Annotated in this window: 24 protein-coding genes; 14 read left to right on the top strand and 10 right to left on the bottom strand. The window is 71.2% G+C overall.

Annotation, left to right across the window (positions count from 1 at the left end):
- Window positions 1-22: 22 nt before the first annotated feature.
- Window positions 23-430, bottom strand: coding sequence for a hypothetical protein (locus ACPEEZ_RS12230; RefSeq protein WP_423924366.1), 408 nt, complete (start codon window positions 428-430; stop codon window positions 23-25).
- Between ACPEEZ_RS12230 and ACPEEZ_RS12225 the strand changes: the two genes are divergently transcribed.
- The 3 genes from ACPEEZ_RS12225 to ACPEEZ_RS12215 all read left to right on the top strand — a co-directional run bounded on the left by ACPEEZ_RS12225 (window position 384) and on the right by ACPEEZ_RS12215 (window position 2,405).
- Window positions 384-851 carry a carbohydrate ABC transporter permease gene (locus ACPEEZ_RS12225; RefSeq protein WP_423924272.1) on the top strand — a complete coding sequence of 156 codons (468 nt, stop codon included), beginning with the start codon at window positions 384-386 and terminating at the stop codon, window positions 849-851. The genes ACPEEZ_RS12230 and ACPEEZ_RS12225 overlap by 47 nt on opposite strands.
- A gap of 276 nt (window positions 852-1,127) precedes the next feature.
- On the top strand, window positions 1,128-1,535 hold the full coding sequence (locus tag ACPEEZ_RS12220) for an ester cyclase (RefSeq protein ID WP_423919391.1): 408 nt from the start codon (window positions 1,128-1,130) through the stop codon (window positions 1,533-1,535).
- 207 nt (window positions 1,536-1,742) lie between these two features.
- Window positions 1,743-2,405 (top strand): hypothetical protein, encoded by a 663-nt coding sequence (locus ACPEEZ_RS12215; RefSeq protein WP_423919389.1) that lies wholly within the window; start codon window positions 1,743-1,745, stop codon window positions 2,403-2,405.
- A 205-nt stretch (window positions 2,406-2,610) separates the two neighbouring features.
- Here ACPEEZ_RS12215 and phoA read toward each other — a convergent pair whose 3' ends face one another.
- Window positions 2,611-4,575, bottom strand: a complete 1,965-nt coding sequence (phoA, locus tag ACPEEZ_RS12210; protein WP_423919386.1) for an alkaline phosphatase — start codon at window positions 4,573-4,575, stop codon at window positions 2,611-2,613.
- Window positions 4,576-4,807: 232 nt separating this feature from the next.
- Between phoA and ACPEEZ_RS12205 the strand changes: the two genes are divergently transcribed.
- The 3 genes from ACPEEZ_RS12205 to ACPEEZ_RS12195 all read left to right on the top strand — a co-directional run bounded on the left by ACPEEZ_RS12205 (window position 4,808) and on the right by ACPEEZ_RS12195 (window position 10,467).
- Window positions 4,808-6,046, top strand: coding sequence for a LuxR C-terminal-related transcriptional regulator (locus tag ACPEEZ_RS12205; RefSeq protein ID WP_423919383.1), 1,239 nt, complete (start codon window positions 4,808-4,810; stop codon window positions 6,044-6,046).
- Window positions 6,047-6,233: 187 nt separating this feature from the next.
- Window positions 6,234-9,563, top strand: a complete 3,330-nt coding sequence (locus ACPEEZ_RS12200) for a S8 family peptidase (protein WP_423919380.1) — start codon at window positions 6,234-6,236, stop codon at window positions 9,561-9,563.
- A gap of 199 nt (window positions 9,564-9,762) precedes the next feature.
- Window positions 9,763-10,467, top strand: a complete 705-nt coding sequence (locus ACPEEZ_RS12195) for an endonuclease/exonuclease/phosphatase family protein (protein ID WP_423919377.1) — start codon at window positions 9,763-9,765, stop codon at window positions 10,465-10,467.
- A gap of 95 nt (window positions 10,468-10,562) precedes the next feature.
- Here ACPEEZ_RS12195 and ACPEEZ_RS12190 read toward each other — a convergent pair whose 3' ends face one another.
- Entirely contained in the window at window positions 10,563-10,865 is a 303-nt protein-coding gene (locus tag ACPEEZ_RS12190; RefSeq protein WP_423919374.1) for a hypothetical protein, read from the bottom strand.
- A 310-nt stretch (window positions 10,866-11,175) separates the two neighbouring features.
- On the opposite strand from ACPEEZ_RS12190, the gene ACPEEZ_RS12185 reads away from it, so the two are divergent.
- Window positions 11,176-12,015 carry an aldo/keto reductase gene (locus ACPEEZ_RS12185; protein ID WP_423919371.1) on the top strand — a complete coding sequence of 280 codons (840 nt, stop codon included), beginning with the start codon at window positions 11,176-11,178 and terminating at the stop codon, window positions 12,013-12,015.
- 191 nt (window positions 12,016-12,206) lie between these two features.
- The gene (locus ACPEEZ_RS12180; protein WP_423919369.1) at window positions 12,207-12,896 is read left to right on the top strand and encodes a Pr6Pr family membrane protein; all 690 of its coding nucleotides are present in this window, start codon (window positions 12,207-12,209) and stop codon (window positions 12,894-12,896) included.
- Here ACPEEZ_RS12180 and ACPEEZ_RS12175 read toward each other — a convergent pair.
- Both ACPEEZ_RS12175 and ACPEEZ_RS12170 read right to left on the bottom strand, forming a co-directional pair.
- The gene (locus ACPEEZ_RS12175; protein WP_423919366.1) at window positions 12,893-14,389 is read right to left on the bottom strand and encodes an FAD-dependent oxidoreductase; all 1,497 of its coding nucleotides are present in this window, start codon (window positions 14,387-14,389) and stop codon (window positions 12,893-12,895) included. The two genes, ACPEEZ_RS12180 and ACPEEZ_RS12175, sit on opposite strands and share 4 nt — an antisense overlap.
- A gap of 60 nt (window positions 14,390-14,449) precedes the next feature.
- Window positions 14,450-15,250: an alpha/beta fold hydrolase gene (locus ACPEEZ_RS12170; RefSeq protein ID WP_423919364.1), complete on the bottom strand. Its 801-nt coding sequence runs from the start codon at window positions 15,248-15,250 to the stop codon at window positions 14,450-14,452.
- A gap of 121 nt (window positions 15,251-15,371) precedes the next feature.
- Here ACPEEZ_RS12170 and ACPEEZ_RS12165 point away from each other — a divergent pair, with 121 nt between their 5' ends.
- Window positions 15,372-16,064 carry an NAD(P)H-hydrate epimerase gene (locus tag ACPEEZ_RS12165; protein ID WP_423919361.1) on the top strand — a complete coding sequence of 231 codons (693 nt, stop codon included), beginning with the start codon at window positions 15,372-15,374 and terminating at the stop codon, window positions 16,062-16,064.
- Here ACPEEZ_RS12165 and ACPEEZ_RS12160 read toward each other — a convergent pair.
- Window positions 16,061-17,563 carry an MFS transporter gene (locus ACPEEZ_RS12160; RefSeq protein ID WP_423924270.1) on the bottom strand — a complete coding sequence of 501 codons (1,503 nt, stop codon included), beginning with the start codon at window positions 17,561-17,563 and terminating at the stop codon, window positions 16,061-16,063. The genes ACPEEZ_RS12165 and ACPEEZ_RS12160 overlap by 4 nt on opposite strands.
- Window positions 17,564-18,036: 473 nt before the next feature.
- Between ACPEEZ_RS12160 and ACPEEZ_RS12155 the strand changes: the two genes are divergently transcribed.
- Window positions 18,037-18,354 (top strand): hypothetical protein, encoded by a 318-nt coding sequence (locus tag ACPEEZ_RS12155; protein WP_423919359.1) that lies wholly within the window; start codon window positions 18,037-18,039, stop codon window positions 18,352-18,354.
- A gap of 140 nt (window positions 18,355-18,494) precedes the next feature.
- Window positions 18,495-19,280, top strand: a complete 786-nt coding sequence (locus tag ACPEEZ_RS12150) for a DUF4184 family protein (protein ID WP_423919356.1) — start codon at window positions 18,495-18,497, stop codon at window positions 19,278-19,280.
- Here ACPEEZ_RS12150 and ACPEEZ_RS12145 read toward each other — a convergent pair.
- Together ACPEEZ_RS12145 and ACPEEZ_RS12140 are read right to left on the bottom strand one after the other, a co-directional pair.
- Window positions 19,277-19,963: an NUDIX domain-containing protein gene (locus ACPEEZ_RS12145; RefSeq protein WP_423919353.1), complete on the bottom strand. Its 687-nt coding sequence runs from the start codon at window positions 19,961-19,963 to the stop codon at window positions 19,277-19,279. The genes ACPEEZ_RS12150 and ACPEEZ_RS12145 overlap by 4 nt on opposite strands.
- Entirely contained in the window at window positions 19,960-20,112 is a 153-nt protein-coding gene (locus ACPEEZ_RS12140; protein ID WP_423919351.1) for a hypothetical protein, read from the bottom strand. Before ACPEEZ_RS12140 ends, ACPEEZ_RS12145 begins: the two co-directional genes overlap by 4 nt.
- A gap of 60 nt (window positions 20,113-20,172) precedes the next feature.
- Between ACPEEZ_RS12140 and ACPEEZ_RS12135 the strand changes: the two genes are divergently transcribed.
- A complete protein-coding gene (locus tag ACPEEZ_RS12135; protein ID WP_423919348.1) occupies window positions 20,173-21,003 on the top strand; it encodes a phosphatase PAP2 family protein in 831 nt (276 codons plus the stop codon).
- Window positions 21,004-21,045: 42 nt separating this feature from the next.
- Here ACPEEZ_RS12135 and ACPEEZ_RS12130 read toward each other — a convergent pair whose 3' ends face one another.
- On the bottom strand, window positions 21,046-21,402 hold the full coding sequence (locus ACPEEZ_RS12130) for a VOC family protein (protein WP_423919346.1): 357 nt from the start codon (window positions 21,400-21,402) through the stop codon (window positions 21,046-21,048).
- A 181-nt stretch (window positions 21,403-21,583) separates the two neighbouring features.
- Here ACPEEZ_RS12130 and ACPEEZ_RS12125 point away from each other — a divergent pair, with 181 nt between their 5' ends.
- Together ACPEEZ_RS12125 and ACPEEZ_RS12120 are read left to right on the top strand one after the other, a co-directional pair.
- Window positions 21,584-21,841 carry a hypothetical protein gene (locus ACPEEZ_RS12125; protein WP_423919343.1) on the top strand — a complete coding sequence of 86 codons (258 nt, stop codon included), beginning with the start codon at window positions 21,584-21,586 and terminating at the stop codon, window positions 21,839-21,841.
- 45 nt (window positions 21,842-21,886) lie between these two features.
- The gene (locus ACPEEZ_RS12120) at window positions 21,887-22,555 is read left to right on the top strand and encodes a hypothetical protein (protein WP_423919341.1); all 669 of its coding nucleotides are present in this window, start codon (window positions 21,887-21,889) and stop codon (window positions 22,553-22,555) included.
- Here ACPEEZ_RS12120 and ACPEEZ_RS12115 read toward each other — a convergent pair.
- Window positions 22,552-24,135, bottom strand: a complete 1,584-nt coding sequence (locus ACPEEZ_RS12115; protein WP_423919338.1) for a DUF6891 domain-containing protein — start codon at window positions 24,133-24,135, stop codon at window positions 22,552-22,554. The two genes, ACPEEZ_RS12120 and ACPEEZ_RS12115, sit on opposite strands and share 4 nt — an antisense overlap.
- Window positions 24,136-24,178 lie beyond the last annotated feature (43 nt).

The following is a 24,178-nucleotide window of genomic DNA, read 5'->3' as shown; positions in this document are numbered from 1 at the left end:
CGAAAGAGGAGAGGCAGAGGGGTCACTCACCCGCACCCTTCGAGACCGCCGGCGCCACGGCGACCGACCGACCCGCACGCCGTCTCGAGAACTCAGGAGGCGCGGGTCGGCGCCGTCCGCGACGTCGCGTCGAGCGCAGCAAGAAGAAGGCGCCGATCCTGACCGTGATCCTGTGGATCACGCTGGCGTACTTCCTCGTGCCGCTCGTCTGGTTGGCGGTGCAGGCCAGAAGACGAACGCCGATATCTTCAGCACGTTCGGTCTCGCGTTCGGCCGCACCTTCGCCCTCGGCGACAACATCACGCAGCTGTTCACCTTCCAGGACGGGATCTTCCTGCACTGGATGGGCAACACGGTGCTGTACACGGTCGCGAGCGACGTACCTGCTGTTCAGCGCGGCGAACCTCGTCGACACCCCGTGGGCGATCATCCTGCCGTCGCTCGTCAGCCCGTTCGGCGTCTACCTCATGCGGGTCTACGCGTCGGAGGCGGTCGACGACAGCCTGCTCGAGGCGGCCCGCATCGACGGGGCGGGTGAGCTGCGGATCTTCCTGACGATCTCGTCGCGGCTGCTCGCGCCGGGTGTCGTCACGGTGCTGCTGTTCGCGCTCGTCTCGACGTGGAACAACTACTTCCTGCCGTTGATCATGCTGAACAACCCCAACCTCTATCCGGCGACGGTCGGTCTCGCCCAGTGGCAGCAGGCCGCGACCGGAGGCGGTGGAGCGCAGGTGCTGTTCTCGACCGTGCTCACGGGATCGTTCGTGTCGATCCTGCCGCTCGTCGTCGCGTTCCTGTTCTTGCAGCGGTTCTGGCAGTCGGGTCTGAGCGCGGGAGGCGTCAAGGGGTGACGCGACGCTGATCGTCCCGACCGGCGCCGTCGATCCTTCGGGGTCGGCGGCGCCGGTCTTCCGAGGTCGAGCGCGGTGCGGACGTCGACGTGGCCGACGTGACCGGTCTTCGGTCGCTGTCCGCGCCTCCTCGGGGCTCACCGTCGGTCGGGGTCGTGCTCACCTGAACCCGATCCGGCGGCGAGTCCTACGGTGGGCCGCGGCGGCACGTCGCTGCCGCGGCGGCGTGGTGTCGTCCTCGTCGCGTCGAACTCAGGAGAGGCGGAGGACATGGCCGTGGAAGTGACAGTCGGAGCGCAGTCGACGGTGGAGGCACGGGATCGCATGCGGGATCAGGCGCGCCCGCTCGAGGAGCGCTTCACGGAGGACTTCGTCGATCACGACGCGGCGCCGGGGCAGCCCGCCGGTGGTTCAGGAATCGCCTGGTTCTGGGAGCAGTTCGGGACGTCGTTCTCGGACGTCGAACGATCCGACGTCGAGACGATCGCGACCCCGTCGAAGGTCATCACGATCTCGACCCTCGCCGGCACCCACACCGGGGAGTGGATGGGTCATGCCGCGACCGGTCGGCGGTTCACGGGCATCCGCAACGTGCAGGTGATCGGGTTCCGCGACGGCCGTGCGAGCGAGCGCTGGGGCAGCACGGACGAGCTCGGCATCGCTCAGCAACTCGGCCTCGCCTGACGAACCGACGGCCCGGCGAACCGACGGCCTGACGAACCGACGGCCCGGCGGCTGGCCGGCCGCTATCGTCACCTCATGAGCGCAGAAGATGAGGGTTTCACCGCCGTGTCGTCGGGCGGGGGCCATCGCCGGGGAGACCTGCCGCCCCTCGGGTCGGTCCAGGTACATCTGGACCCGCCGCGATCGGGTGGACCCGAGGGTCGCACGATGTTCCGCACGTCCGTCGCGAACCACCGGGCGGCACTCGACGCCTACGAGGCGGCCCTCGTCTCGGCCGACGGCGACGTCACCGGCGCCGCCGTCCAGGAGGCGGCCACGGTCCTGCACGAGACGCTCACCTCGCTGCCCGTCGCGCACACCGTCTACGCCGGCACCGGCTTCCCGGCCGCCCGCTACTCGGAGGCCGACGCCCGCCGTGCCTCCACGCCGCGCACCCGCGGCGAGGCGTCGCTCGGTGTCCACCCGGACATGCTCGTCGCGATCCAGGGCGACCCGTGGCAGAGGGGAGACCTCGCCGGGGACGAGGACCTCCCGCTCGCCATCGAGATCGCCCTCGCGGTGGACCCCGATCCGCAGGTGCGGTCGTCGCTCGTCCTGTCGGCCCCTCGGTCGCGGACGGTGATCCTCCTGATGGAGCAGCGCGAGGACGACCCCGGAGTGCGGGAGCTCCTCGCCCGGCAGCCGTACGCCAGCCCCGAGTACAAGCTCCCCCTCGTCGCCGCCGATCTCACCGGGAGCGAGCTCGCCGGTCTCTTCGAGCTGCTCGAGCTCGACGAGGCGACCGTCAAGGCCGCGTACCGGCGCTGGAACCGCATCCAGAACCGACGCGAGCGCCTCACCGTCGCGGAGCTGCTCAGCGAGATCTCCTGACCGCCCGCGGGCGGGCCCCCACCGCAGGCCCGGCGGACGCCTGACGCGCCGCCGCACGCTCGAGACACCCAGAAGTCGCCGAGACACCCGTGAATCCCGGGGTGTCTCGGCGACTTCTGGGTGTCTCGGCGTAACGGCGGAAGCGCAGGAGGCGCGGGCCGGGTCACGAGACCCGACCCGCGCCTCCTGCGGGGTGCGGTGCTGCCTACGCGCGCATGCCTGATTCGTCGGCGTCCGAGCCCGCGGCGAGCGAGCCGGCGGCGACGTCCGTCAGCCGGCGGCGACGCAGCACGAGGATCGTGCCGAGCACGGCCAGGGCGAGCGCGGCCAGGGCGGCGGGCAGGACGGTCGCGCCGGTGAAGGCCAGGCCGGCGGGGCCCGCGGCGGCGGGTCCGGTGCCGCCGACTCCTGAACCGCCACCGGTGCCACCCGCGCCGGTGCCAGAACCCGTGCCCGTGCCGGCACCCGGGGTCGCCGGGTCGGCCACGGTGAACGCGGCGGTGAGGACGGTGCCCGACTGCGAGCCGGTCACGGTGACCGTGTGGGCCCCGGGCTCGGTCGGAGCCGTGACCGAATAGCTGACGCCGCCGTTGATGACGTCGGCACGCGGCAGGGCGACGGGGTCGCTCTGCACGACACCGGTCGTCTGGCGGTCACCGGCGAGGCCGGCGGCGCTGACGGTGAATGTGGCACCGGGTGCGACCGTCGAAGGTGCGGTGATCGTCGCGGCCTTGCTGAGCGAGTCGACGTCGCGGTTCAGCTGCAGCGCGTTCGCGATGGTGAAGAAGTTGTCGGTCTGGTCGATCAGGCCGACGACGTTCGCCGCTCCCGGGCCGTAGCCGGCGACGCGGAGCTGGGTGCCCGTGTGCTGCTGCGAGCCTCCGGCCGCCGCGGTGCCGTACGCGATCTTCATCGTGGTGCCGTCGACCGTGGTGAGCGCGGTGCTCAGCGTCGCCGGGGGAGTGCTGTCGACGATCTGGCTCGTGTGGGCGTGGTCGGCGGTGACGATGACCATCGTGTTGCCGTCGGCCTTGGCGAAGGCGAGGGCCGACTGGACGGCCTCGTCGAGATCGAGGACCTCACCGATCTGACCGCACGCGTCGGCGCTGTGGTCGCGCTTGTCGATCGAGGCGCCCTCGACCTGGAGGAAGAACCCCTTGTCGCCGGTGTCGAGCAGTCCGATCGACTTCTCGGTGAGCGAGCGCAGCGAGAGGTCGGTGCTGAGACGCGCCGGGTTGGGTGCGCAGGTCGTCGGCGCGAGGTCGGCGCCGCCGACGGTGGCCGTCGTCGCCGCGAAGCGGGTCGGGAAGTTGCCGTCCGTGAACGTGCCGAGGACCGGCTTCGTCTGGTCGGCGACGGTGAGGCCCTTCAGGCCCGCGGCGTCGCGGACGACCTGGTAGCCGCGCTCGGACGCCTGGTCGAACAATGCCTTGCCTGAGTAGTCGCCGGCCTTGGCGGTCTGCGTGAACGAGGCCGCGCCTCCACCGAGGGTGAGGTCGGCGCGGGTGTCGATGATCTGCTCGCTGATCGAGCCGAGGCCGCCGGCGGCCAGGGCGTCGGCTCCGCAGGAGGCGCTGTCGGGGCCGTAGCAGCTGCGGGCCGCGACGTGCGCGGCCTGGACGGCCGGCGTCGCGTCCTGGATCTCGGCCGTCGACACGTTGCCCGTCTTCAGGCCGTTGGCCTTGGCGATCTCGATCAGCGTGTCCTGCGGGGTTCCGTCGATGTCGACGGAGATCGCGTTGTCGTACGTCTTCGTCCCCGTGGCCCAGGCGCTGCCGGTCGCGGCGGAGTCGGGCACGTAGTCGGGCTTGCCCTTGTTCGGGCCTGAGTTGTAGAGCGAGTACGTCGTGTACTGACCGGTGAGCGGAAGCGCGTCGATGCCGGGCAGGACTCCGCCGGCGCCGTACGCGTAGTTGCGCGCCGACGTGATCTCGCTGTCGCCCATGCCGTCGCCGATCAGCAGGATGACGTTCTTCGCCGTCGTGCCCTTGATCGAGTCGAGCAGGTTCTGTGTCTTGTCGACACCGCCGTGTCGGGCGGCTCCGCCGTTCTGCGCGGGGGAGGGGGCCGCGAAGGCGGCGACGGGGCTGAGGGCGAGCGCGAGGCCGGCGGTCAACGCCAGCGCTCCGGTCGCGAGGGCCGCGTGGGGGCGGCGGGTTCTCGGGGTCACTTCTGCTCCTGGTGATCGTGATCGTGATCGACGGACCTGATGCCCGACCGCGCCAGCTGACTCGCGCCGAGCGAACGCCGCGTGAACGACCGGGGGGCGAGACATGAACGACCCTCGAACGGGTGTCACGCGTGTCGTGACGCCGACGGGACGAGAGCAGGAGGCGCGGTGTCGGTGGTAAGAGCAGGACGCGTCGCACACGCCCCGGCCCGGGACAGGGCAGGATCGGGGGATGGTCGACCCGACTCCTGACGACGCAACCGACCTCGCGCGCGCCGACGACGCCCCCGACCCCGACGCCCCCGCCGCGGCGAACTCAGGCCATCTCGCCGAGCCGGCCCTGCCGCCGCTCGCCGCACTCGGGCTCGACCCCACCACCACGGCCGTCTACGGCGTCGTGCTCTCCGGAGGAGCCGACACGACTGCCGTGCAGACCGCGCTCGGTCTCGCCCCCGACGACGCCCACGCCGCGCTCGAGCGCCTGCGCACCCTCGGCCTCGTGCACCGCGGCTCACGGCTCGACGACCCCTATGCCGCCGTCGACCCCCGCGTCGCCGTTCCTGCACTCGTGACGGCGCAGGCCGAGCGACTCGTCGAGGTGCGCGCCGGCATCGGGTCGCTCGCCGATCTGTTCGACCGGGGGCGCGACCGCCATGACCCCAGCGGCCTCACCCGGGTCGTCGTCGGGTCCGCCGAGGTCGGCGACTGGTACTCGCGACTCGAGCACCGCGCCCAGTCGGAATTCATGGCCTTCGACCGCCCGCCCTACGTCGTCGCGTCGAACGAGTCGACGCAGCGCACGGCTCTCCGCCGTGGCGTCCGGTGGCGCGCCGTCTACGCCGTGGCCAGCTTCGCCGCCGACGGCAGCTGGGCCGGCGTGCACCGCCTCGGCGCCGAGGGCGAGGAGGCGCGGGTCGCCTCCGACCTGCCCGTCAAGCTCGCCATCGTCGACCGTCGCGTCGCGCTCGTCTCGCTCGGTCTCGGCGAGGGAGCGCCGGAGGCGCTGGTCACCGAGTCCGCCCCGCTGGTCGAGGCCCTGTGCGAGCTCTTCGAGTCGCGCTGGCGCAGTGCCGTGCCGGTGCCGTCGCACGAGCCCGCGACGGCGTCGGTCGATCAGGACTGGGCGGCCGTCGCCGCCCGGCTGGCCGCGGCGGCGACCGATGCGTCGCCGCGATCCGGAGTTCCCGAGAGGGGGTCGGCTTCCGGCCCCGGCACGACGCCGGCCGCCCGCGCGGGGCACCCGACGTCGCAGCCCTCCGCCGCGCCTCCGGAGTCGACCCGCGCGCCCAGCGCCGACGAGCGCGACGTGCTCGCCCTCGTCGCGGCGGGAGCGACCGACGAGGTCATCGCCCGCCAGCTCGGCATCTCGCCCCGCACCCTGAGGCGCCGACTGCGTGAGCTGTTCGCCGAGCTCGGCGCGAGCAACAGGTTCCACGCCGGGGTCGAGGCTGCCCGTCGGGGGTGGGTCTAGCCTGCCGACGCCACCCTCGACGCCACCCTCGAGGCCGCCGCGCCATGTGACGGCCGCGTAAACAAACTGACCTGTCTAGGTCAGTGGCCGCTTTCGGCCACCACCCCCACTAGAGGGACAGGTTAATTCTCAGGTAATTCTTATCGGACGACCGGCACAGGGGGTGGCGGCGTTCGAAAGGTATTCAGTGATCACATCCTCCGGCCGACGACGGCCGCTGCTCCCTGCACTCCTCATCACCGGCCTCGTGGCCACGGGGGCGCTCGCGTTCCCGGCGACGGCCCAGGCCGTGGACGGCCCGGCCGTCCTGAGTGACCCGACGTTCAGCGCGGGGACGTACATCGTCACGCTGCGCGAACCCGCTGCCGCCGCCTATGAAGGAGGCACGGCCGGCATCCCCAAGACCGCCGCGCCCGAGGGCGGCAAGATCGACATGAAGTCGGCGGCCGTGGCGTCGTACAGCGACCACCTCGAGTCGACGCAGACCGAGGTCGCGAAGAGCGTCGGTGCCGACATCGTCTCGCACCTCTCGGTGACGACGAATGCGTTCGGCGCGCACCTGTCGGCCGATCAGGCGAAGAAGCTCGCGGCCGACCCGAAGGTCGCCGCCGTGAACAAGAACCAGATGTACAAGCTGACCGCGACCCCCTCGACCGAGTTCCTCGGTCTGGGCGACGCACAGGGCAACGGCGGCGTCTGGGACCAGATTCCCGGCGGTCGTGACCGCGCGGGCGAGGGTGTCGTCGTCGGCATCATCGACTCCGGTATCGCCGCGGGCAACGCGTCCTTCGCCGGCGACGCCCTCGGTGCGGCACCGTCCACGACGCAGCCCTACCGCGACGGCGACGCCGTGAAGTTCGCCAAGAGCGACGGTCAGACCTTCACGGGCACCTGCCAGACCGGTGTCCAGTTCAGCGCCGACGACTGCAACACGAAGCTGATCAGCGCGCGCTACTACGTCGACGGCTTCGGTCGCGGCAAGATCGGCACCGAGGCCCAGGGCGAGTACCTGTCGCCCCGCGACGGCAACGGACACGGATCGCACACCGCGAGCACCGCGGCCGGCAACGCCGACGTCGAGGTGACCATCAACGACCGCGACTTCGGCACGATCTCCGGTGTGGCCCCCGCCGCCAAGATCGCGGCCTACAAGGTCTGCTGGGACGGTCCCGACCGCAACTCGACCGACGACGACGGCTGCGCCGGCCTCGACCTGGTGAACGCCATCGAGCAGGCCACCAAGGACGGCGTCGACGTCATCAACTACTCGATCGGTGGCGGCGCCGCCGAGACGACGTACTCGTACACCGACCAGGCGTTCCTCGGCGCGGCTCAGGCCGGCGTCTTCGTCGCTGCCTCGGCGGGCAACTCCGGCCCCGGCGCCTCGACGCTCGACAACGCCTCGCCCTGGATCACCACCGTCGCGGCCAGCACGATCCCCAGCTACGACGCGACCGTCTCGGTCGCTCCGGCCGGCGGTGCCGCGGTGAACTACCTCGGCGGCTCGACGTCGCTCTCGACCGACCCCGACGGTCTCACGGCCCGATTCGTCGAGGCCACGAAGGTGAAGCTCGCGGCTGCAGCCGACGACCGAGCTGTCATCTGCGACGCCGGCACCCTCGACCCGACGCTCGTCGCCGGAACGATCGTGCTCTGTGACCGCGGCATCACCGACCGGACGGCGAAGTCCGCCGAGGTCAAGCGTGCCGGCGGTGTGGGCATGGTGCTGGTGAACAAGACGCCGTCCTCGGTCGACGTCGACGCGCACAGCATCCCGACGGTGCACGTCGACGCGCAGGCCTACCAGGCCCTGCACGCCGCGGCCGCGCTCGGCACGGCCGAGGTCACCCTCGTCGACGGCAACCCGACGGGTCTGCCCGAGCCCGCCACGCCTCAGATCGCCGGTTTCTCGTCGCGCGGTCCGGTCGAGGCCGACGGCTCGAACGTGCTGAAGCCCGACATCTCGGCGCCCGGCGTCGCGATCCTGGCCGATGGCGCGAACGCCCAGGGTGCTGCCGGTACGTACGAGTTCCTCTCCGGCACCAGCATGTCGTCCCCGCACATCGCCGGTCTCGCCGCGCTCTTCTTCGGAAAGACCATGCACCCCGACTGGGCGCCCGCGAAGGTCAAGTCGGCCATGATGACGACGGCCTACGACCTGGTGGACGCCGCCGATGACGGCACCGAGGACGTCTTCGCCCAGGGTGCCGGTCACGTCGACCCGACGAAGTTCTTCGACCCGGGTCTCGTGTACAACAGCGGTGCCGCCGACTGGCAGACGTACATCGATTCGCTGGGCACCCTCGAGGGTCCGACGAGCGATCTCAACCTGCCGTCCGTCAGCATCGGCGCCCTGGCCGGTACCGAGACGGTCACCCGCACGGTGACCGCCGAGACCGCAGGAACGTACACCGCGAGCACGCTGGCCATCCCGGGTGTCGACGCGGTCGTCAGCCCGACGACCCTGACCCTCGCCGCCGGTGAGTCGGCCTCGTACACGATCACGTTCACCAGCAACTCGAGCGTCGTGCCGAACGAGTTCGTGTCGGACTACCTGACCTGGGGCAACGCGTCGCACGACGTGCGCATCCCCGTCGCGGTGCGTCCGGTGCTGCTCGCCGCGACCCCCGAGATCGACGGCTCCGGTGCCAGCGGCAGCGCGAGCGTCGACGTCGTCGCGGGTGACGACCTGTCCATCCCGTTGACGACTCAGGGCCTCGCCCTCGGCTCGGTCGCGACGAACACGGGCGTGACGGGCGACGAGTTCCAGATCCCGATCACGGTGCCCGAGGGAGTCGCGCACGCTCGGTTCGCGCTCGACTCGGCCGACGACAAGGCCGACCTCGACCTCGCGTTGTACCACCTGGACGCCACCGGCCAGCCCGATGCCCTGACCGGCACCGCGGCCACCGGATCGGCCGACGAGCAGCTCGACATCGAGAAGCTGCCCGCGGGCGACTACCTCGCCGTGGTCGACTACTACTCGGCGCCGACGGCGAACCTGTCGACGTTGACGACGTACCTGATCACGGGCGACACGGCACCCACGGCGCGGGCCGCGGCCGCGTCGACCTTCACGGTCGACCCGACGCAGCTGACGGCGGCGCTCGGCAGCACGACCACGGTGACCGCGTCCTGGACGGGACTCGAGTACGACCAGTCGTACCTCGGCCGCATCGTCTACGGCGACACCGGTCAGGTCACGTACGTGACGGTCGCGGCAGGCCCGGCACCGGTTGCTCCCGTCGACCCGACCGATCCGGGCGCCCCGGGTGCGGGCGGCAGCGGACCCGGTGCGGGCACCGGACCCGGGGCGGGCACCACGCCCGGCTCGGGCACGAACCCCGCCGCCACGGGCCCCCTGGCCTACACCGGTTCGGAGCCGACCTTCCCGGCCCTCGCCGGCCTGGCACTGCTGCTCGCCGGTATCGCGGCAGCCGTGGTCGGCCGTCGTCGCCGCCAGGCGCTCGAGTCGGGTCGCACCGCCTCGGCCGAGAGGGTGACCACGACCGACTAGTCGAGTCGAGAACGAAGGAGGCGGTCCGCACCCGGTGCGGGCCGCCTCCTTCCGTCGTGGGCCGGGTTCGCACCCGTCGCCACCGGCGTTCGCTCCGAACCGACCGGTGTGATCGGGACATCGGTGTTCTCCGACGAGCCCGCCGCGCGACACCCAACCTGCGATTGTCTGAAACACGAAGGGACTAGGTTCACTACTCGTGGATGAACAAGCATCGAACCCGAACGGCATGCGCGTCGTCAGTTACAACCTGAGGGAGCACAAGGCCAAGGGCGAGATCCAGGCCCTGGTCCGCGACCACCAGGTCGACGTGTTGTGTCTTCAGGAGGCCGACACGAACGACATCCCGGAGCAGGTCGGCGACCTCACGCTCGCGGCCTCGACCCGGAACAACCGTCTCGGCCTCGCCGCCTACTACCGCCCCGACCGCTTCGAGTTGTTGGGAACGAAGGTCTACGCACTGAAGAAGTCGATGCACGACCGCGTGATGTCGCCGGCGCACGAGCGGCTCCTGGCCATGCACCTGATGGACCGCGCGACGCAGAAGGACCTGCTGATCGGCTCGTTCCACGCGGCGCCGCTGACCGCCACGAACGGCCTGCGCAAGAAGCAGGTCGAGTCGGCGCACCAGCTGATGCGCGCGCTCGCCCCCGGCATCCCGATGCTGATGGTGGGCGACTTCAACTACCCCTGGTTCCACGGCGGGCTGCGCAAGCGCGTCGCGCGCGACGGCTTCGTGCTCACGCGCAGCAGCACGCCGACCTACCTCGGCTACAAGTACGTCAAGGGTCACTTCGACTTCGCCACGAGCATCGACCTCGAGATCGAGGACGTCGTGACGCTGCCGGCCGGGCTGAGCGACCACCGGCCGATCCTGGTCCGGGCGCAGGGCCTGCCCGCCTGAGCCGCCAGCCCGAGTCGCCGACGACACACGAAAGCCCCCGCACGCAGCGGGGGCTTTCGTCGTCAGGGCCGCCGGTCGGGCGGCCCGTCGGTCGGTCAAGCGGCGATCGCCAGCTGAGCCGTGGCTGAGGTCGCGTCCGCGACGTCGACCGCGTAGGCCTGCACGATGATGCGGCTCGGCTCGTTCTGCCAGCTGCGGCCGGGGATGACCCAGCCCTCGGCTCCGGCGACCGTCACGACGGCGCCGGGGCGCACGCGCTCGGTGATCGAGTCGGCCCAGGCGCGGACGACGTACTGGCGAGCGGCGTCGTCGACGACGACGAACTCGGACAGGCGGGCGGTGGTGTGGGTCGGCACGGTCGCGACCGTGCCGGTGATGGTGGTCATGGTGGTGTTCATGGTGGTTCTTTCGGTCTGTCTCACGATGTCGGCGTGCGGCACGCTCAGGTGCCGGTCACGCGGTGCGACTCCGTCGTCGGGTGGTAGCCGAACGGTGGGTATCGCGGCAGCGGGATGCTGCGGTGGTCGAGCCTGGATGTCATGACCGAGATGAGTAGGGATGCGGTTGAGGCATCGTTCTCGATCGACCGTCAGGCGGAATCGATCAGAGTGGATCGAATTCCAGCGACCTTTGACAGTAACACGAGTCGAACCTGAATACCAGGGCACAAGACGAACGCCGTCCGGAGGCGCGTGGTTGCATCGAGAGATGACCACGATTCCCACCATCACCCTGAACAACGGCGTCGAGATCCCGCAGCTCGGTTTCGGCGTGTTCCAGATCGATCCGGACGAGACGAAGGACGCGACGCTGACCGCCTTCGAGGTCGGCTACCGCCACATCGACACGGCCGAGATGTACGGCAACGAGGCCGGCGTCGGCGAGGCGATCCGTGCCTCCGGGCTCGACCGCTCCGAGGTGTTCGTCACCTCGAAGCTCAACAACGGCTTCCACCAGCGCGACGCCGCGCTGAAGGCGTTCGACGGCACGCTCGACGCGCTGAAGTCGGACTACGTCGATCTCTTCCTGATCCACTGGCCACTGCCCGGCATCGACGTCGACTACGTCGAGACCTGGAAGGCACTCGAAGAGATCTACGCCACCGGCCGCGCGAAGGCCATCGGTGTCTCGAACTTCCAGCAGGCGCACCTCCAGCGCCTGTTCGACGAGACGAACGTCGTGCCGGCCGTCAACCAGATCGAGGTGCACCCGTACCTCACGCAGGACGCCCTGCGCGCCTTCAACACCCAGCACGGCATCGCGACCGAGGCCTGGTCGCCCATCGCCCAGGGTGGTGTGCTCGACGACGAGGCGATCACGTCGATCGCCGAGCGCGTCGGCAAGACGCCCGCCCAGGTGACGCTGCGCTGGCACATCCAGCGCGGTGACATCGTCTTCCCGAAGTCGGTCACGCGGTCGCGCGTCGAGGAGAACCTCGACCTGTTCAGCTTCGAGCTGAGCGACGACGACGTGGCAGCCATCGGCGCCCTCAACAAGGACGAGCGCACCGGCCCCGACCCCGACGAGTTCAACTACATCCCGTCCTGATCGACGCGGGGTCGTCCGTGAGACGACCCCGGCTTCGATGCCGGCACCGCCCCGAGTTCGGAGCGGTGCCGGTATCGTCGAGGCTCGTGCCGTCCCTCCCGCAGAGGCGGGAGACCCGCAGAAGCGGGAGACCTGCCGAAGCGGGAGACGAGCCCCGAGCCCTGACCCGATCGACCCGGAGAGTGCTACCCGTGCGAAGAGCCGTCGGCATCTTGCGACTGGTCGCCGCCGCCACGGGTCTCGTCGCCCTGATCTCGTACTTCGTGTACGTGCAGGGCTTCAGCACGTTCTCGACCGCGAACTACTTCGCCTACTTCACCCAGCAGAGCAACATGGCCAACGTGGTCGTGATGGCCGTCTCGGGTGTCTTCTTCCTGCGGGGTCGACGCGACCCGCCCTGGTTCGCCGTGCTGCACGCCCTCGTCACCACCTACGTGATCGTCTCGGGCATCATCTACGGGATCATCGTGGCCCAGTCGGCCGGTCACAACTACACGATCGGTGTGCCCTGGTCGAGCCAGGTGCTGCACTTCTACCTGTCGACGTTCGTCCTGATCGACTGGGTGCTCGCGCCCGGCCGCACGCGCATCCGCTGGCGGGTGCTGCCGCTCGTCGTGCCGTTCCCCGTCGTGTGGGGCATCGCGACGATCGTCCGCGGCGCCGACGTCGGCTGGTACCCGTACTTCTTCCTGGACCCGGCCCAGGTCATGTGGCCGGGCGAGTTCGCGTTCTACAACGGCATCGCGGTCGGCACGATCATCGGCGTCATGGCGGCGCTGATCGGGCTCAGCCATCTGCGGCCGCGACGCGACGTGTTCACCGGAGCCGTGCCTCCTCGGGTCCTGGGCGGCGCGGCCGAGGGCGAGCGCGCGCGGGGCTAGCCCGCGGGCGTGCCCGAGTCGGTCGGCGACGGGCTGTCGGTGCCCGGCGTCCCGGGTGTCGCGACCAGGTCGAGGTACGGCGCGAGGCTGGCCATCGCGGCGCTCACGGCGTCGTCGTCGCTGAGGTCGGCCGTCGCCGTCGTCGCGCTGCCGCCGGTCAGCGCCACCAAGATCGGCGCACCCGTCGACGGCATCAGGTTGAGCCAGAACCGGTAGGTCGCGGTGTCGTCGAGCACGGCCCAGACGGTCGCCTGGGTCGACCAGAACGCCTGGTCGAAACGCAGCCAGAGCGACTCCTGCGTGCCGACGCCCAGGGCGTCGATCGCGGCGGTGTAGCTGCTCGGCAACTCGGGAGCGAACTCCGTCGAGCCCTTCTTGAGGACCCCGAGCGGGATCGTCGCCACGGCGCGGTCGACCGAGAGCGACTCGCCGGTCGCGAGACGCAGGCCGACGCCGCGGTCGCCGTACTGGATGCGCACGACGTTGCTGCCCCGCAGCACGTCGAGGCCCTGCAACTGGTCGGACACGAACGACGAGAAGCCCCCCGTGACGAGCTGCGCACTGTCGGGGAACGCGCTCTCGGGGACGTCGCGCTCGGACAGGTCGCCGGCGTCGGCACCCGTCTGCGCGGGCAGGAGTTGGTCGAGCAGGAACGCGAGGCGCTGGGCGTCCGAGACCCCCGTGTCGTCGGGCACGGCCGAGACGGCACCCGCCCCGGACGCGCTGAACGCCTCGGACGCCGACACCTCGGCCGACTGCCGGGAGGCCCACGAGGAGGCGGTGGCCAGGGCGGCCGCGAACGGCTCGGTGAGCGTCGACACGGCTCCACTGCCCGTGCGCGCCTCGACGACGGTCGTCGTCGGCACGGTCGTGACGCCGTCGACACCGAGCGCGACCTCGAGGGCCTGGGAGGCGTGGCCGACGAGGAACGCCGCCCCGGTCTCGACCGGGAACGGCCAGCCGTCGCCGTCGACGGAGTGGATGCGGCCGCCGATGCGGTCGCGGGCCTCGACCACGACCACGTCGTAGCCGCGATCGGCGAGGGTGCGGGCGGCGGTGGCTCCGGCGATCCCCGCCCCGATGACGGCGATGCGCTCACCCGGCTCGGCCGTCTTCATGACGGTCTCGGCGACCTCGAACCCGGAGGCGCGGGCCCCGTGCACCGTGCCGGGGTACGACGACGCGGTCGCCTCGCCGGCGAAGAACAGGCGATCGGCGAGCGGGCCGCGCAGGGTCTGCCGGTCGAGGTCGGTGGAGTCGGGCGCCAGATAGCTGCCCGAGCCGAGGGCGTAGGGGTCGGAGGCCCAGTCGCTGCGCCGGAAGGCGGCGGGGGCGACACCGGCCGGTGCCGTCGCGGTGGGCGACGGTGTCGGCGTGGGTGTCGCGGAGGTGGGCGACGCGGTCGGAGCGGGCTTGTCGGTCGTGCAGGCCGTCAGGATCAGCACGGCGCCCGAGACGGACCCCGTCAAGAACGCGCGTCGACTGATGCCCATGGTGACACCAGTCTGACAGCCGGCGGCGAGGAGTGCGCGGCGGGCGATCTCCTGAATGGTCTACGAGGCGTCGGTCGTCTCGATGAGGGTGCGCACGAGGTCGGTGATCTCGTCGACCGGTGCGAGCGACGAGCCGTGGTGATAGCCGACGAGCGAATAGAAGGAGGCGCGGGGCATGACGCGAGCGGCCTGCTGCGCCTGGCGGTGGCGGTCGTCGTCGCGGGTGCCGGCCAGCAGCAGGGTCGGCGTCGTGACCTGGGCCAAGATCTCGAGGGGGACCCCGTCGCCGCGTTCGGATGCCTCGAAGAAGGCGACCAGCGCCTCCGGGTCGTCGGCCATGAAGGCGAGCCGCGTGGCGGGGTCGACGGGGGCGCCGATGGCGTCCTCCCATGCGGTCAGGAACGCGGCCATCCCGCCGTCGCGCAGGGCCTTCCGCCACTCGGGCGTGAAGGTCTCGGCGATGTTGCCGCGCATCGGCTCCCAGCTGCCGCCGATCGTGGTCAGCGTGCGCAGGTGCTCGGGGTGCTCGGCGGCCAGCACGAGGCCGAGGCGCGCGCCGAACGAGTAGCCGACGTAGTGCACGGGGTCGAGCCCCGTCGCCTCCAGCACGGCGAGCACGTCGCCGACGTGGAGCGGCATCGCATAGCTGTCGATGTCGTGCGGCGTGCCGCTGCGGCCATGGCCGCGCAGGTCGAGGGCGACGACGGTGAAGTCGCGCTCGAGGTCGCGGAGGTAGCCGAGCCCGCGCCAGGTGCCGCGCGAGAGTCCTGAGCCGTGCACGAGCAGCAGGGGCTCGCCGTCGCCCGAGACCTCGTAGGCGATCTCGACGCCGTCGGTCGGGTTGGTCGTGTGCGAACGCATGGAACCAGTGTCCCGCAGCGGGCGCAGCCGTGGGCGCCCGGCATGCGCGCCGGCGTGCGCACGGCGTCGGAAACGCAGGAGGTGCGGGCACGGTCGGGCGGACGGGTCCACCATGGGCGGCATGGTTGCGGGATGGTCGGCTGCTCAGGTGAAGGCGGCGGAGAAGCCGCACCTCGACGCGGGGGAGCCGCTCATGCAGCGGGCCTCCGCCGCTCTCGCCGACCTCGTCGACGACGAACTGCGGCGGGCCGACCGTTGGCCCGGCCGGGTGCTCGTGCTCGCCGGCAGCGGCGACAACGGCGGGGACGCCCTGTTCGCCGCGGCCCTGCTGGCGGCACGCGGCTGCACCGTCACGATCCTGGCCACCGGGTCGCGGTTGCACGAGGACGGTCTCGTGGCCGCGATCGGCGGGGGCGCCGTGGTGGACGATGCCGAGGTGTGGCTCGATCCTGCGGTCGCGACCGAGCGGCTCGGGCGGGTGGACCTCGTGATCGACGGAATCCTCGGGACCGGGACCAGCGCCTCCCCGGCTCTTCGCGGACGGGCACGCGACCTTGTCGAGGTCCTCCTACCCGCGGTCGGTCGGGCGGACGGGCCGCCGGTCGTCGCCGTCGACATCCCGAGCGGCATCGGCCCCGACGACGGCAGCGTGCCGGACCCCGTCGTGTTGCCCGCGCGACTCACGGTGACGTTCGGCGGGCACAAGGCCGGGCTCCTGATCGCCCCCGCGTCGGAGCTCGCCGGCGAGGTGGTGCTCGTCGACATCGGGATCGGCGACGAGCTCGCCGCGATGCCGCCGATCGTCGAGGTCTAGCGGCCGCCACCGTCCTTACCGCCGCCACCGTCCTTACCGCCGCCACCGTCCTTGCGGCCGCCACCGTCCTTACCGCCACCACCGTCCTTGCCGCCGCCACCGTCCTTGCCGCCGCCGACCACGGACAGCGGGCTCGTGATGGTCTCGAGCGACTTCCGCTCGGCGGCGACGCCGAACAGGAGCGCGATCACGCCGCCGACGAGCATGACGCCGGCACCGAGGTAGTAGCCGAAGGTCAGGGGGCCGCGGTCGGTGCCGTCGCCGATGAGGTGGCCGTACAGCGTCGGGGCCACCGCGCCCGCGATCTGGCCCAGCGCGAAGAAGTAACCGATCACCTGACTGCGCAACTCGAGAGGGAAGATCTCGCTGACCGTCAGGTACGCCGACGAGGCACCGGCCGAGGCGAAGAAGAAGGAGATGCTCCAGAGCGCGGTCTGGGTGGTGCTCGTCAGGACGTCGGCGCTGAACAGGGCGGCCGACAGCGCGAGCACGACGGCCGAGACGCCATAGGTCAGGAAGATCATCTGCCGGCGGCCCCAGCTGTCGAACAGCGGCCCGAGCACGAGCGGGCCGAGCAGGTTGCCCACCGCGAAGATCAGGAAGTAGTACTGCGTGCTGCTGGGGTCGGTGCCGTAGAAGTTCTCGAGCACGAGCGCGTAGGTGAAGAAGATCGCGTTGTACAGGAACGACTGCGTGATCATCATGGCGGCGCCGACGAAGGTGCGCTTCGGGTAGTCCTTGATCAGCGTGCGGGCGATCACCGAGAACGGGATGCGGCCCTGGGCCTTCACCTCGATCGCCTGATCGTCCGACACGGGTTCGAGGTGGTCGGTGCCCTTGTCCCGTTCGACCCGGGCCTCGATGTCGTCGACGGTCTGCTCGGCCTGCTTCTCGCGGCCGTGGGTCATCAGCCACCGCGGGCTCTCGGGGATGTGGCGGCGCAGGAAGATGATGGCGAGACCGAGGACCGGGCCGATGAAGAAGCCGATGCGCCACCCGATGTTCTCCGGGAACAGCGCCGTGTCGAGCAGGAAGATGTTGGCGGTCGCCCCCAGGGCGGCACCGCCCCAGTAGGTGCCGTTGATCGCGATGTCGACGCGACCGCGGTATTTCGACGGGATCAGCTCGTCGATGGCCGAGTTGATCGCGGCGTACTCGCCGCCGATACCCGCTCCGGCGAAGAACCGGAATACGGCCAGGAACACGAAGTTCGGGGAGAGACCCGCGATGGCGCTGGCGACGAGGTAGATCGCGAGCGTCAGGATGAACAGCTTCTTGCGGCCGAGCGAGTCCGCCAGTCGACCGAAGAAGAGGGCGCCGGCGACCTGGCCCAGCAGGTAGATCGTGCCGAGCAGGCCGACCTCGGTGGCACTCAGGCCGAGCTCGGCCTTGAAGCCGGCCGAGGCGACGATCTGGATCTCGAGCCCGTCGAGAACCCAGGAGAACCCGAGCCCGACGACGATCGACCAGTGGAACCTCGTCCAGGGCAGACGATCCATCCGGGCCGGGACGAGGCTCCGCGTGACCGCGCCCGTCCCGTCCGCACCAGCTGTCGACGTCGACATCGAGACCTCCTACGTGCTCGTTCCTCGAAACATGCAGACCCTGCAATGTCGGCACCGGTCGAAGCTACTCGCGGTGAGCCAAGGGCGCTCGCCGCCCCCGGCGGGGTCTGTCTCTGCGACCGGAGATGATGGGCCGGGTCTGTGGCTCGCACCCCTGATCGCGCTGCCCGACTCGACGATCGCGCGCACGAGGCCCGACCTCATGGTCCAGGGCGAGGACGGTCGCCCGCTCGTCGCCGGCCACAACTGGGAGTCGCACTACTACGCCCTCGACACGACGCAGCAGGAGGTGCGCGATCACCTCCGCGAGGTCTTCGAGCGCGTCACGGACTGGGGCCGTCTGGGACAACGCCGAGCGGCCCCACGACCCGTCCGGGGCTGGTGCGCTCAACTCGATCGTGGCTTCGGTGAACCGCGCCTGGATGAAGGGCCTGTACGAGGTCGACCCCGACTCGGTGTACTTCCGCAGCGTGCGGAGCCTGCTCGGCGTGCCCGAACGGCAGCTGCTGCGGGACACGGCGGCCGTGCTGGAATTCAGGTCGACGTCCGACCCCCTGGCGTGGCTGGCACCGGGCGAGCGCGACCAGCTCGCCTCGTGGCTGTCCGAGCGGCCGACGGTCGAGCAGGTGGGGCGCTACCGCTTCGACGTCGACGGGCGCGAGATCGACCTGACGGCCGTGGTCACGGGCGGGTACGAGCCCGACCCGACGGCCGTCGTTGGCTGACCCGGGGAGGCGCGCGCGCCTCCTCGGGGTCGGCGCGCCTCCGCGGGGTCGCGTCGCACCGGCGCAGATCAGCCGCGAGGGGGACACCGGCCCGCCCGCGGGTCGATGACCGCAGGCCGGCGACCGGACACGATGGTCGGATGCCGTTCACGATCAGCCATGCCGTCGTCGCCCTGCCGTTCCGACGGACGGCCCTGCCGGTCGCGGCGGTCGCGGTGGGAGCGATGGCTCCGGACGTCGTGTTGTTCGTACCGGCCCTCGCGTCGTATGCCAGCACGCATTCGTGGTGGGGCATCCTGACCCTCGATCTGCTGTTCGCGCTCGTCCTGCTGCTCGGGTGGTGGCTGCTGCTCAGGCCGGCGTGGTCCGCCGTCGTCCCGGGCGTCCGCGATCGTGTCCCGTCGGCGTGGCAGGAGCGGGAGCGGGTGGGCGTCCGGCGCCTGCCGGTGGTGGTGCTGGCGTGCGTGCTGGGCAGTGCCACCCATGTCGGCTGGGACGCGTTCACGCACCCGCACGGTGTCGCCGTCCTGGCTCTCGCGCCGTTGCGCCAGCAGGTCCTCGGGGTGCCGGTCTACTCGGCGTTGCAGATGCTCTCGAGCGTCGCGGGGCTCGCGGTGCTGTGCGGCGCGGGTCTCCTGTGGTGGCGACGGGCGCGACCCCTCCGGGATTCTCCGGTCAGCGTGCTCGACAGGGCCGTTCTCGTCCTGGCGGTGGTGGCGGTGCTCGGTGGCACAGCGGCCGTCGCGATCCGCGCCTTCGTGGTGTCGGGTGGTCAGGTGTCGAGCGTCGTGATCGCCCTGGCGTTCCGGCTGCCGGCGATCGCCGTGGTCGTGTCCGTGCTGGGCGCCGTCGTGCTGCTGATCGGGCGCCGGCGGACGAGGGCCCGCGGCGGTCGCGTCGGCCGATCGGCGAGTCGGACCGGCTAGCGAGGCCCGTCGGCCGGGACGGCGCCGACGAGGTCGGGGTGGAGCGCGGCCCATTGCAGCAGCATGATCGTCTTCCCGTCGGCGATGCGCCCGTCGTCGATCATCGCCAGGGCCTCATCGAGCGGGAGTTCCAGGATCTCGATGTCCTCCCCCTCGGCGGCCACTCCGCCCCCGGCACCGGTCCGATCGCCAGGAGAATACGGGGCGGCGTAGAAGTGCACGCGCTCGGTGACCGACCCGGGGCTCATGTACGCGTCGAAGACATGCGTCAGGTCACCGACCTCGACGCCGAGCTCCTCGTGCGCCTCTCGACGGATCGCGGTCTCGGGGTCGTCCTCGTCGAGCAGGCCCGCCGCGGCCTCGATCAGCATGCCGTCGGGGTGGTCGTTCACATAGGCGGGGTACCGGAACTGCCGTGTCAGCAGCACCGTGCCCCGAGCGGCGTCGTAGAGCAGGATCGTCGCGCCGTTGCCCCGGTCGTACGTCTCCCGCTGCTGCGTCGACCACCGCCCGTCGCGTCCCCGCACGTCGAACGTCGTCCGGCGGAGGACGTGCCAGCCGTCCGACGTGACCTCGACGTCGCGCACGCGCACGTCGGCGTTGCGGTCGAGATCACGGCCCGTCCGGTCGAGACCGGTACGGCCCCTGCTGTCGGGCGAGGAGGCGGCGGTCGCCGTGGTCACGCGCCGACCGTGTCCGAGTCGTCGGGCCGGTCGGGCCGCTTCTCGGACGCCTCGAGGGCGTTCAGTCTCTTCAGCTTGGCCCAGGGGTAGACGGCGATCCACGCTACCGAGGCGATCGCGGCTCCCATGATCATCGAGCTCAGGTCCATGAGCGCGACCCTATCGGCTTGCCTGAGGAGTCGACACGTCAGCAGGGTCAGACTGTACGGATGACGAGCACGGACACGGGCGCCGACACGAGCGCTGACACGGCCCCCGGCGCGATCCACCCCGAGCGGCGGATCGGCGCCCGAGACCTCACCGAGTGGCGGTCGAAGGCAGGACAGCGACTCGTGTCACGGCACAAGACCGTCGCGCGCAAGGTCGGGGCGCGTCGGGCGCTCGTCGCGACCCTGGCGGTGGGCGGCGGCATCGCCGTCGCCGCGACGGCCGGGGCCGCCTGGATCTACGACGGCGTCACGGGCAAGGACGGTGTCGAGACCCTCGACCGGCCTGCCCTGGATCGCGCGAAGCGACTGCGCTCGCCGGTGGCGAACGGGACGGCGGCCGTCATCTCGCGGGTGTTCGGGCCGATCGCAATGCCGGCCCTGACGGTCGGGGCGGCGATCGCGTTCGGGGTGCGAGACCGGCGTGCGACCCCGGTCACACTGCTCGTCGCGGCGGGTGCGGGCTCGCTGGCCATGACACTCGCGGGCAAGCGGTTGATCAAGCGCAACCGGCCGAGTCGTCGGGAGGCGATCCCGCCGTACGAGAAGTCGCCGTCGTTCCCGTCGGGGCACACTCTCAACACGACGACCATCCTCGGCGTGCTCGCGTATCTGCTCGCCCTGCGCCAGGAGCGGAACGGCCCGCAGGTCGCGATCGTCGGAACCGCCGCGGGCACGGCCGGCGTCGTCGGACTGTCGCGCGTGCTGCTCGGCGCACACTGGTTCACCGACGTCGCCGTCGGCTGGGTCACCGGGACGGGGTGGCTCTCGCTCATCATCACCAGCCACCGTCTGTACCTGAGCACGCAGGACGACGACGACATCGCCGAGTAGCGTCGCGTCGCGCCGCGCCGCGCGCCCGGTAGCGCCTCGCGGTCAGTCGCGGGGCGGTGCGTAGATCTGCAGGTCGTTGCCCTCGCTGTCCTTGAACGGCACGATGCGGCCCCACGGGTGCTCGCTGATCTCGCCCTCGATGGTCGCGCCGCGCGAACGCAGCCGTTCGACCTCGTCCTCGATGCTGCCGTCCGGCGTGAACGAGATGACCGCGCCGCCGTCCTGCGACACCGACGCGTCCTCGCGGGCGTTCAGGCCGAGGGTGAGGCCGCCCGCGTCGACTTCGACCCAGTCCTCGTCCTCGCTCGTGACCGTCAGGCCGAGGGTGTCGCGGTAGAACGCGGTGGCGCGCTCGATGTCCGTGACGGGAACCCACACTGTTGCGACTCCGTTTGCCATGATGCCTCCGTTGCTCGACCGCCGACGCGATGGCCGGTGGTGATGTGAGTCCTGCCTACGCCACCCGGCCACGAGATTCACGGCTGCCGACGCAGGAACTCACCCGTGCCTCCCAGGCGAATCGGCCGGCGAGCGTGTCTCGCGGCACGATGTCGCCCGTCCGGGTCGATAGGGTCCTGTCGTGGGGAACGTCGTCATGCTGACCGTCCTGTCCGCGCCGAGTGCCGAGGCGGGGAGGGACCCGTCCGTGTCACCAGGCGGGCTGGACGAGGACGCCGTCGTCGGCGAGTGGGAGGTGCAATGGCTGCTCCCGTTCCTGTGGATGGGATTCGTGCCCGACGGGTGGTGGCCGGACTACGGCGAACGGCTCCGCCGAGCCCTCGATGCCGGTGATGGCGTCGACGCGCCCGAGGTCGCCGATGTCGTGGTCGCGTGGTAGGTCGCGGAGACGGCGTTCCGATCGAGGCTGCCGACGGTCACGCGGGTGTGGCCGGAGTTCGCCGGCCCCGCCGAGAGGTTCCTCGACGACGTCGCCTCGGTCGCGGTCCGTGTCGACCATCCCGTCGTCCGACTGCACCTCGATCAGCTGGTGACGATGTCGGTCGAGGACGAGGCCGACCTCCGTCAGTTCGTGACCGATGTCATCCTCGACGCCGAGCAATGGTCGGAGCCGAATCGATCGTCGGAGGGGCGGGTGTCCGACTTCCACCGAGCGGCGGCGTCCTCGGAGCCGCAGCGGTCGTTCCTCCTCGCCGGCGACCGGACCTTCGGCGGGTCGCCGGCCCCGCGCGCCGCCCCGCCCGAGCTGCCGCCCGAGCTGCCGCCCGAGCTGCCGCCCGTCCCGCGGCCGTCGTACATCAGCCCGGCTCGCTGGGAGCGGCGATACGGAACGCACGGCGAGGATCTCTGGCAGGACGCGGCGACGGCCGCCGCGCAGAAGGCCTTCCGGGACGGCGACCAGCAGCCGTGGCCGTGGTATTGGGTGGTGATCCTGGCCATCGTGATGGCCCTCGTCGCGTGGCTGATCATCGGGATGGTCACGGACAACATGCCCGCGGCCGTCATCGGCGGTGTCGCCATCGGTGCACTGGCGTTCGGAGGTTGGCGGGCGCGGGCGCGGGGCCGACGGGCGGGAGGCCGGGCCTCGCGTTAGCGGCGATCGCGCCGCGCCCTCGCGTTCGCTCGCGCGATGTGGATGACATCGTCCAGCGCGTCTCCGACGTCGTCGTGCCACGACCCGTCCGACCAGGCCCCGGCGCGCTCGTCGGTGGCCCACACGTGCCACCGGCCGTCGACCTGGTCGAGGGCGGCGGCGTCGGCCCGGAGGGACGCCCCTGGCCACGTGATGTGTAGATTCTCGGCCGAAGCGACCTGCCGTGCCTCGTCGAGGTCGGAGAACGGCAATGCCTTGCGCCAGGACGTGATCGTGACGCCGATACGCCTCCCGGCGGTCTCGTCCCAGTCGATGTCGAAGCCTCGCTCGGTGAGCGCGGCCGCGACGCGTCGGCCGGCGGCCACCTGGGAGAGCTCGAGGACGGCGTCCTCGCCGCGGGTGGTCGCACGAGCGCGTGCGAGTTCGCCCGGTTCGATGTCGGGCGCGGGACGGAACGAACCGAACGCGAGCCGGAGGCGCGTCGGTTCGGCGCGCAATGCCTCCGTGTCCTGTTCGTGGAAGAAGACGTACGCCCACTGCTCGGAGCCATCCCCGCCGTCGGGATCGGGCGTCCGTTGCTCGCGAGCGAGGTCGTACCCGTCCTGCTGGTCGACGCCGAGGTTCATGCGCGCGACGAAGCCGTTCAAACGCAGGTGGAAGAAGACGATGTCGAGCCGATCGTGCTGGCTGTCGTCGGAGGACCAGGCCGCTTCCGCCCGCCGGCGGTCGGACCAGAGCAGTCGCGCCCGCGTCGTGACGGTATCGCGCAGCTCGGCGACGTCCGGCACGTCGTCCTCGTACCGTTCGACGACCGAGTCGACGATGTCGGCGAATCGGGTGAAGCCCGGCAGCAGCAGCTCGGTGACCGCCTCGTCGATCGTCTCGCCGTCGGGTTCGACCTCGTCGAGGATGTCGTACGCGGACTGGTCGATGCCGTCCGGTTGCACGCGGCGGGCTGGGCCTCGCTCTCGGTGTGAGCGGACGCCATCGGTGGCGGCAGCGGCCCGGCGCCCCTCCGGCTGCGCCGACGGCTCCGTCGACGCCGACGCCGGTGTCCGTGACACCGTGATGCGTGTGGTCTCCGGGTTCCCCACACGGGCGACGTCGACGACGGCGGCCGGGTCGTCCGTGCCGACCTCCCAGCGCAACAGCGGCTCGAACGGCTCCTTGCCGACGCCGCTGTACGGCTGCGGGCCGTTGTCGTCCTCGAGGAGCGTGCGCGCGAGCGCGGCGACATCCAGGTGCGGATACCCCGCGGCCACGGCGTCGGCGTCGATACGGGCCGCCGCCCGTGCGGCGATGTGGCGACGGCGTCCCCGTCGGCGGCGCGTGACGAGGTGATGCACCAGATGTGCCGCGATCGGGAACGGCACCGTCCAGGCCAGAGCGCGGCCGAACGACTCGCCGACCGGGACGTGCTCGAAGGCGTTGAGGTAGACGGCGATCCCGAGGAACGCGATGAACCCCAGCACGTAGACGAACGCGTACACCGCGGCGAATGCCGTGACGGCAGGGAGGGCGCGCACGGCCTGGACGTCGGCGGTCGAGACCACGATGTCGGGCAGATCCCGCCCGGTCATCGCACGCCCGAGGACATCCGATGCGGTCCCCACCTCATGCCCA

It is taken from the genome of Frigoribacterium sp. 2-23, assembly GCF_049601585.1.
GTDB lineage: Bacteria > Actinomycetota > Actinomycetes > Actinomycetales > Microbacteriaceae > Frigoribacterium.
The sequence above is the reverse complement of the archived record's forward strand: the minus strand, read 5'-3'. Positions and strand labels throughout refer to the sequence as shown.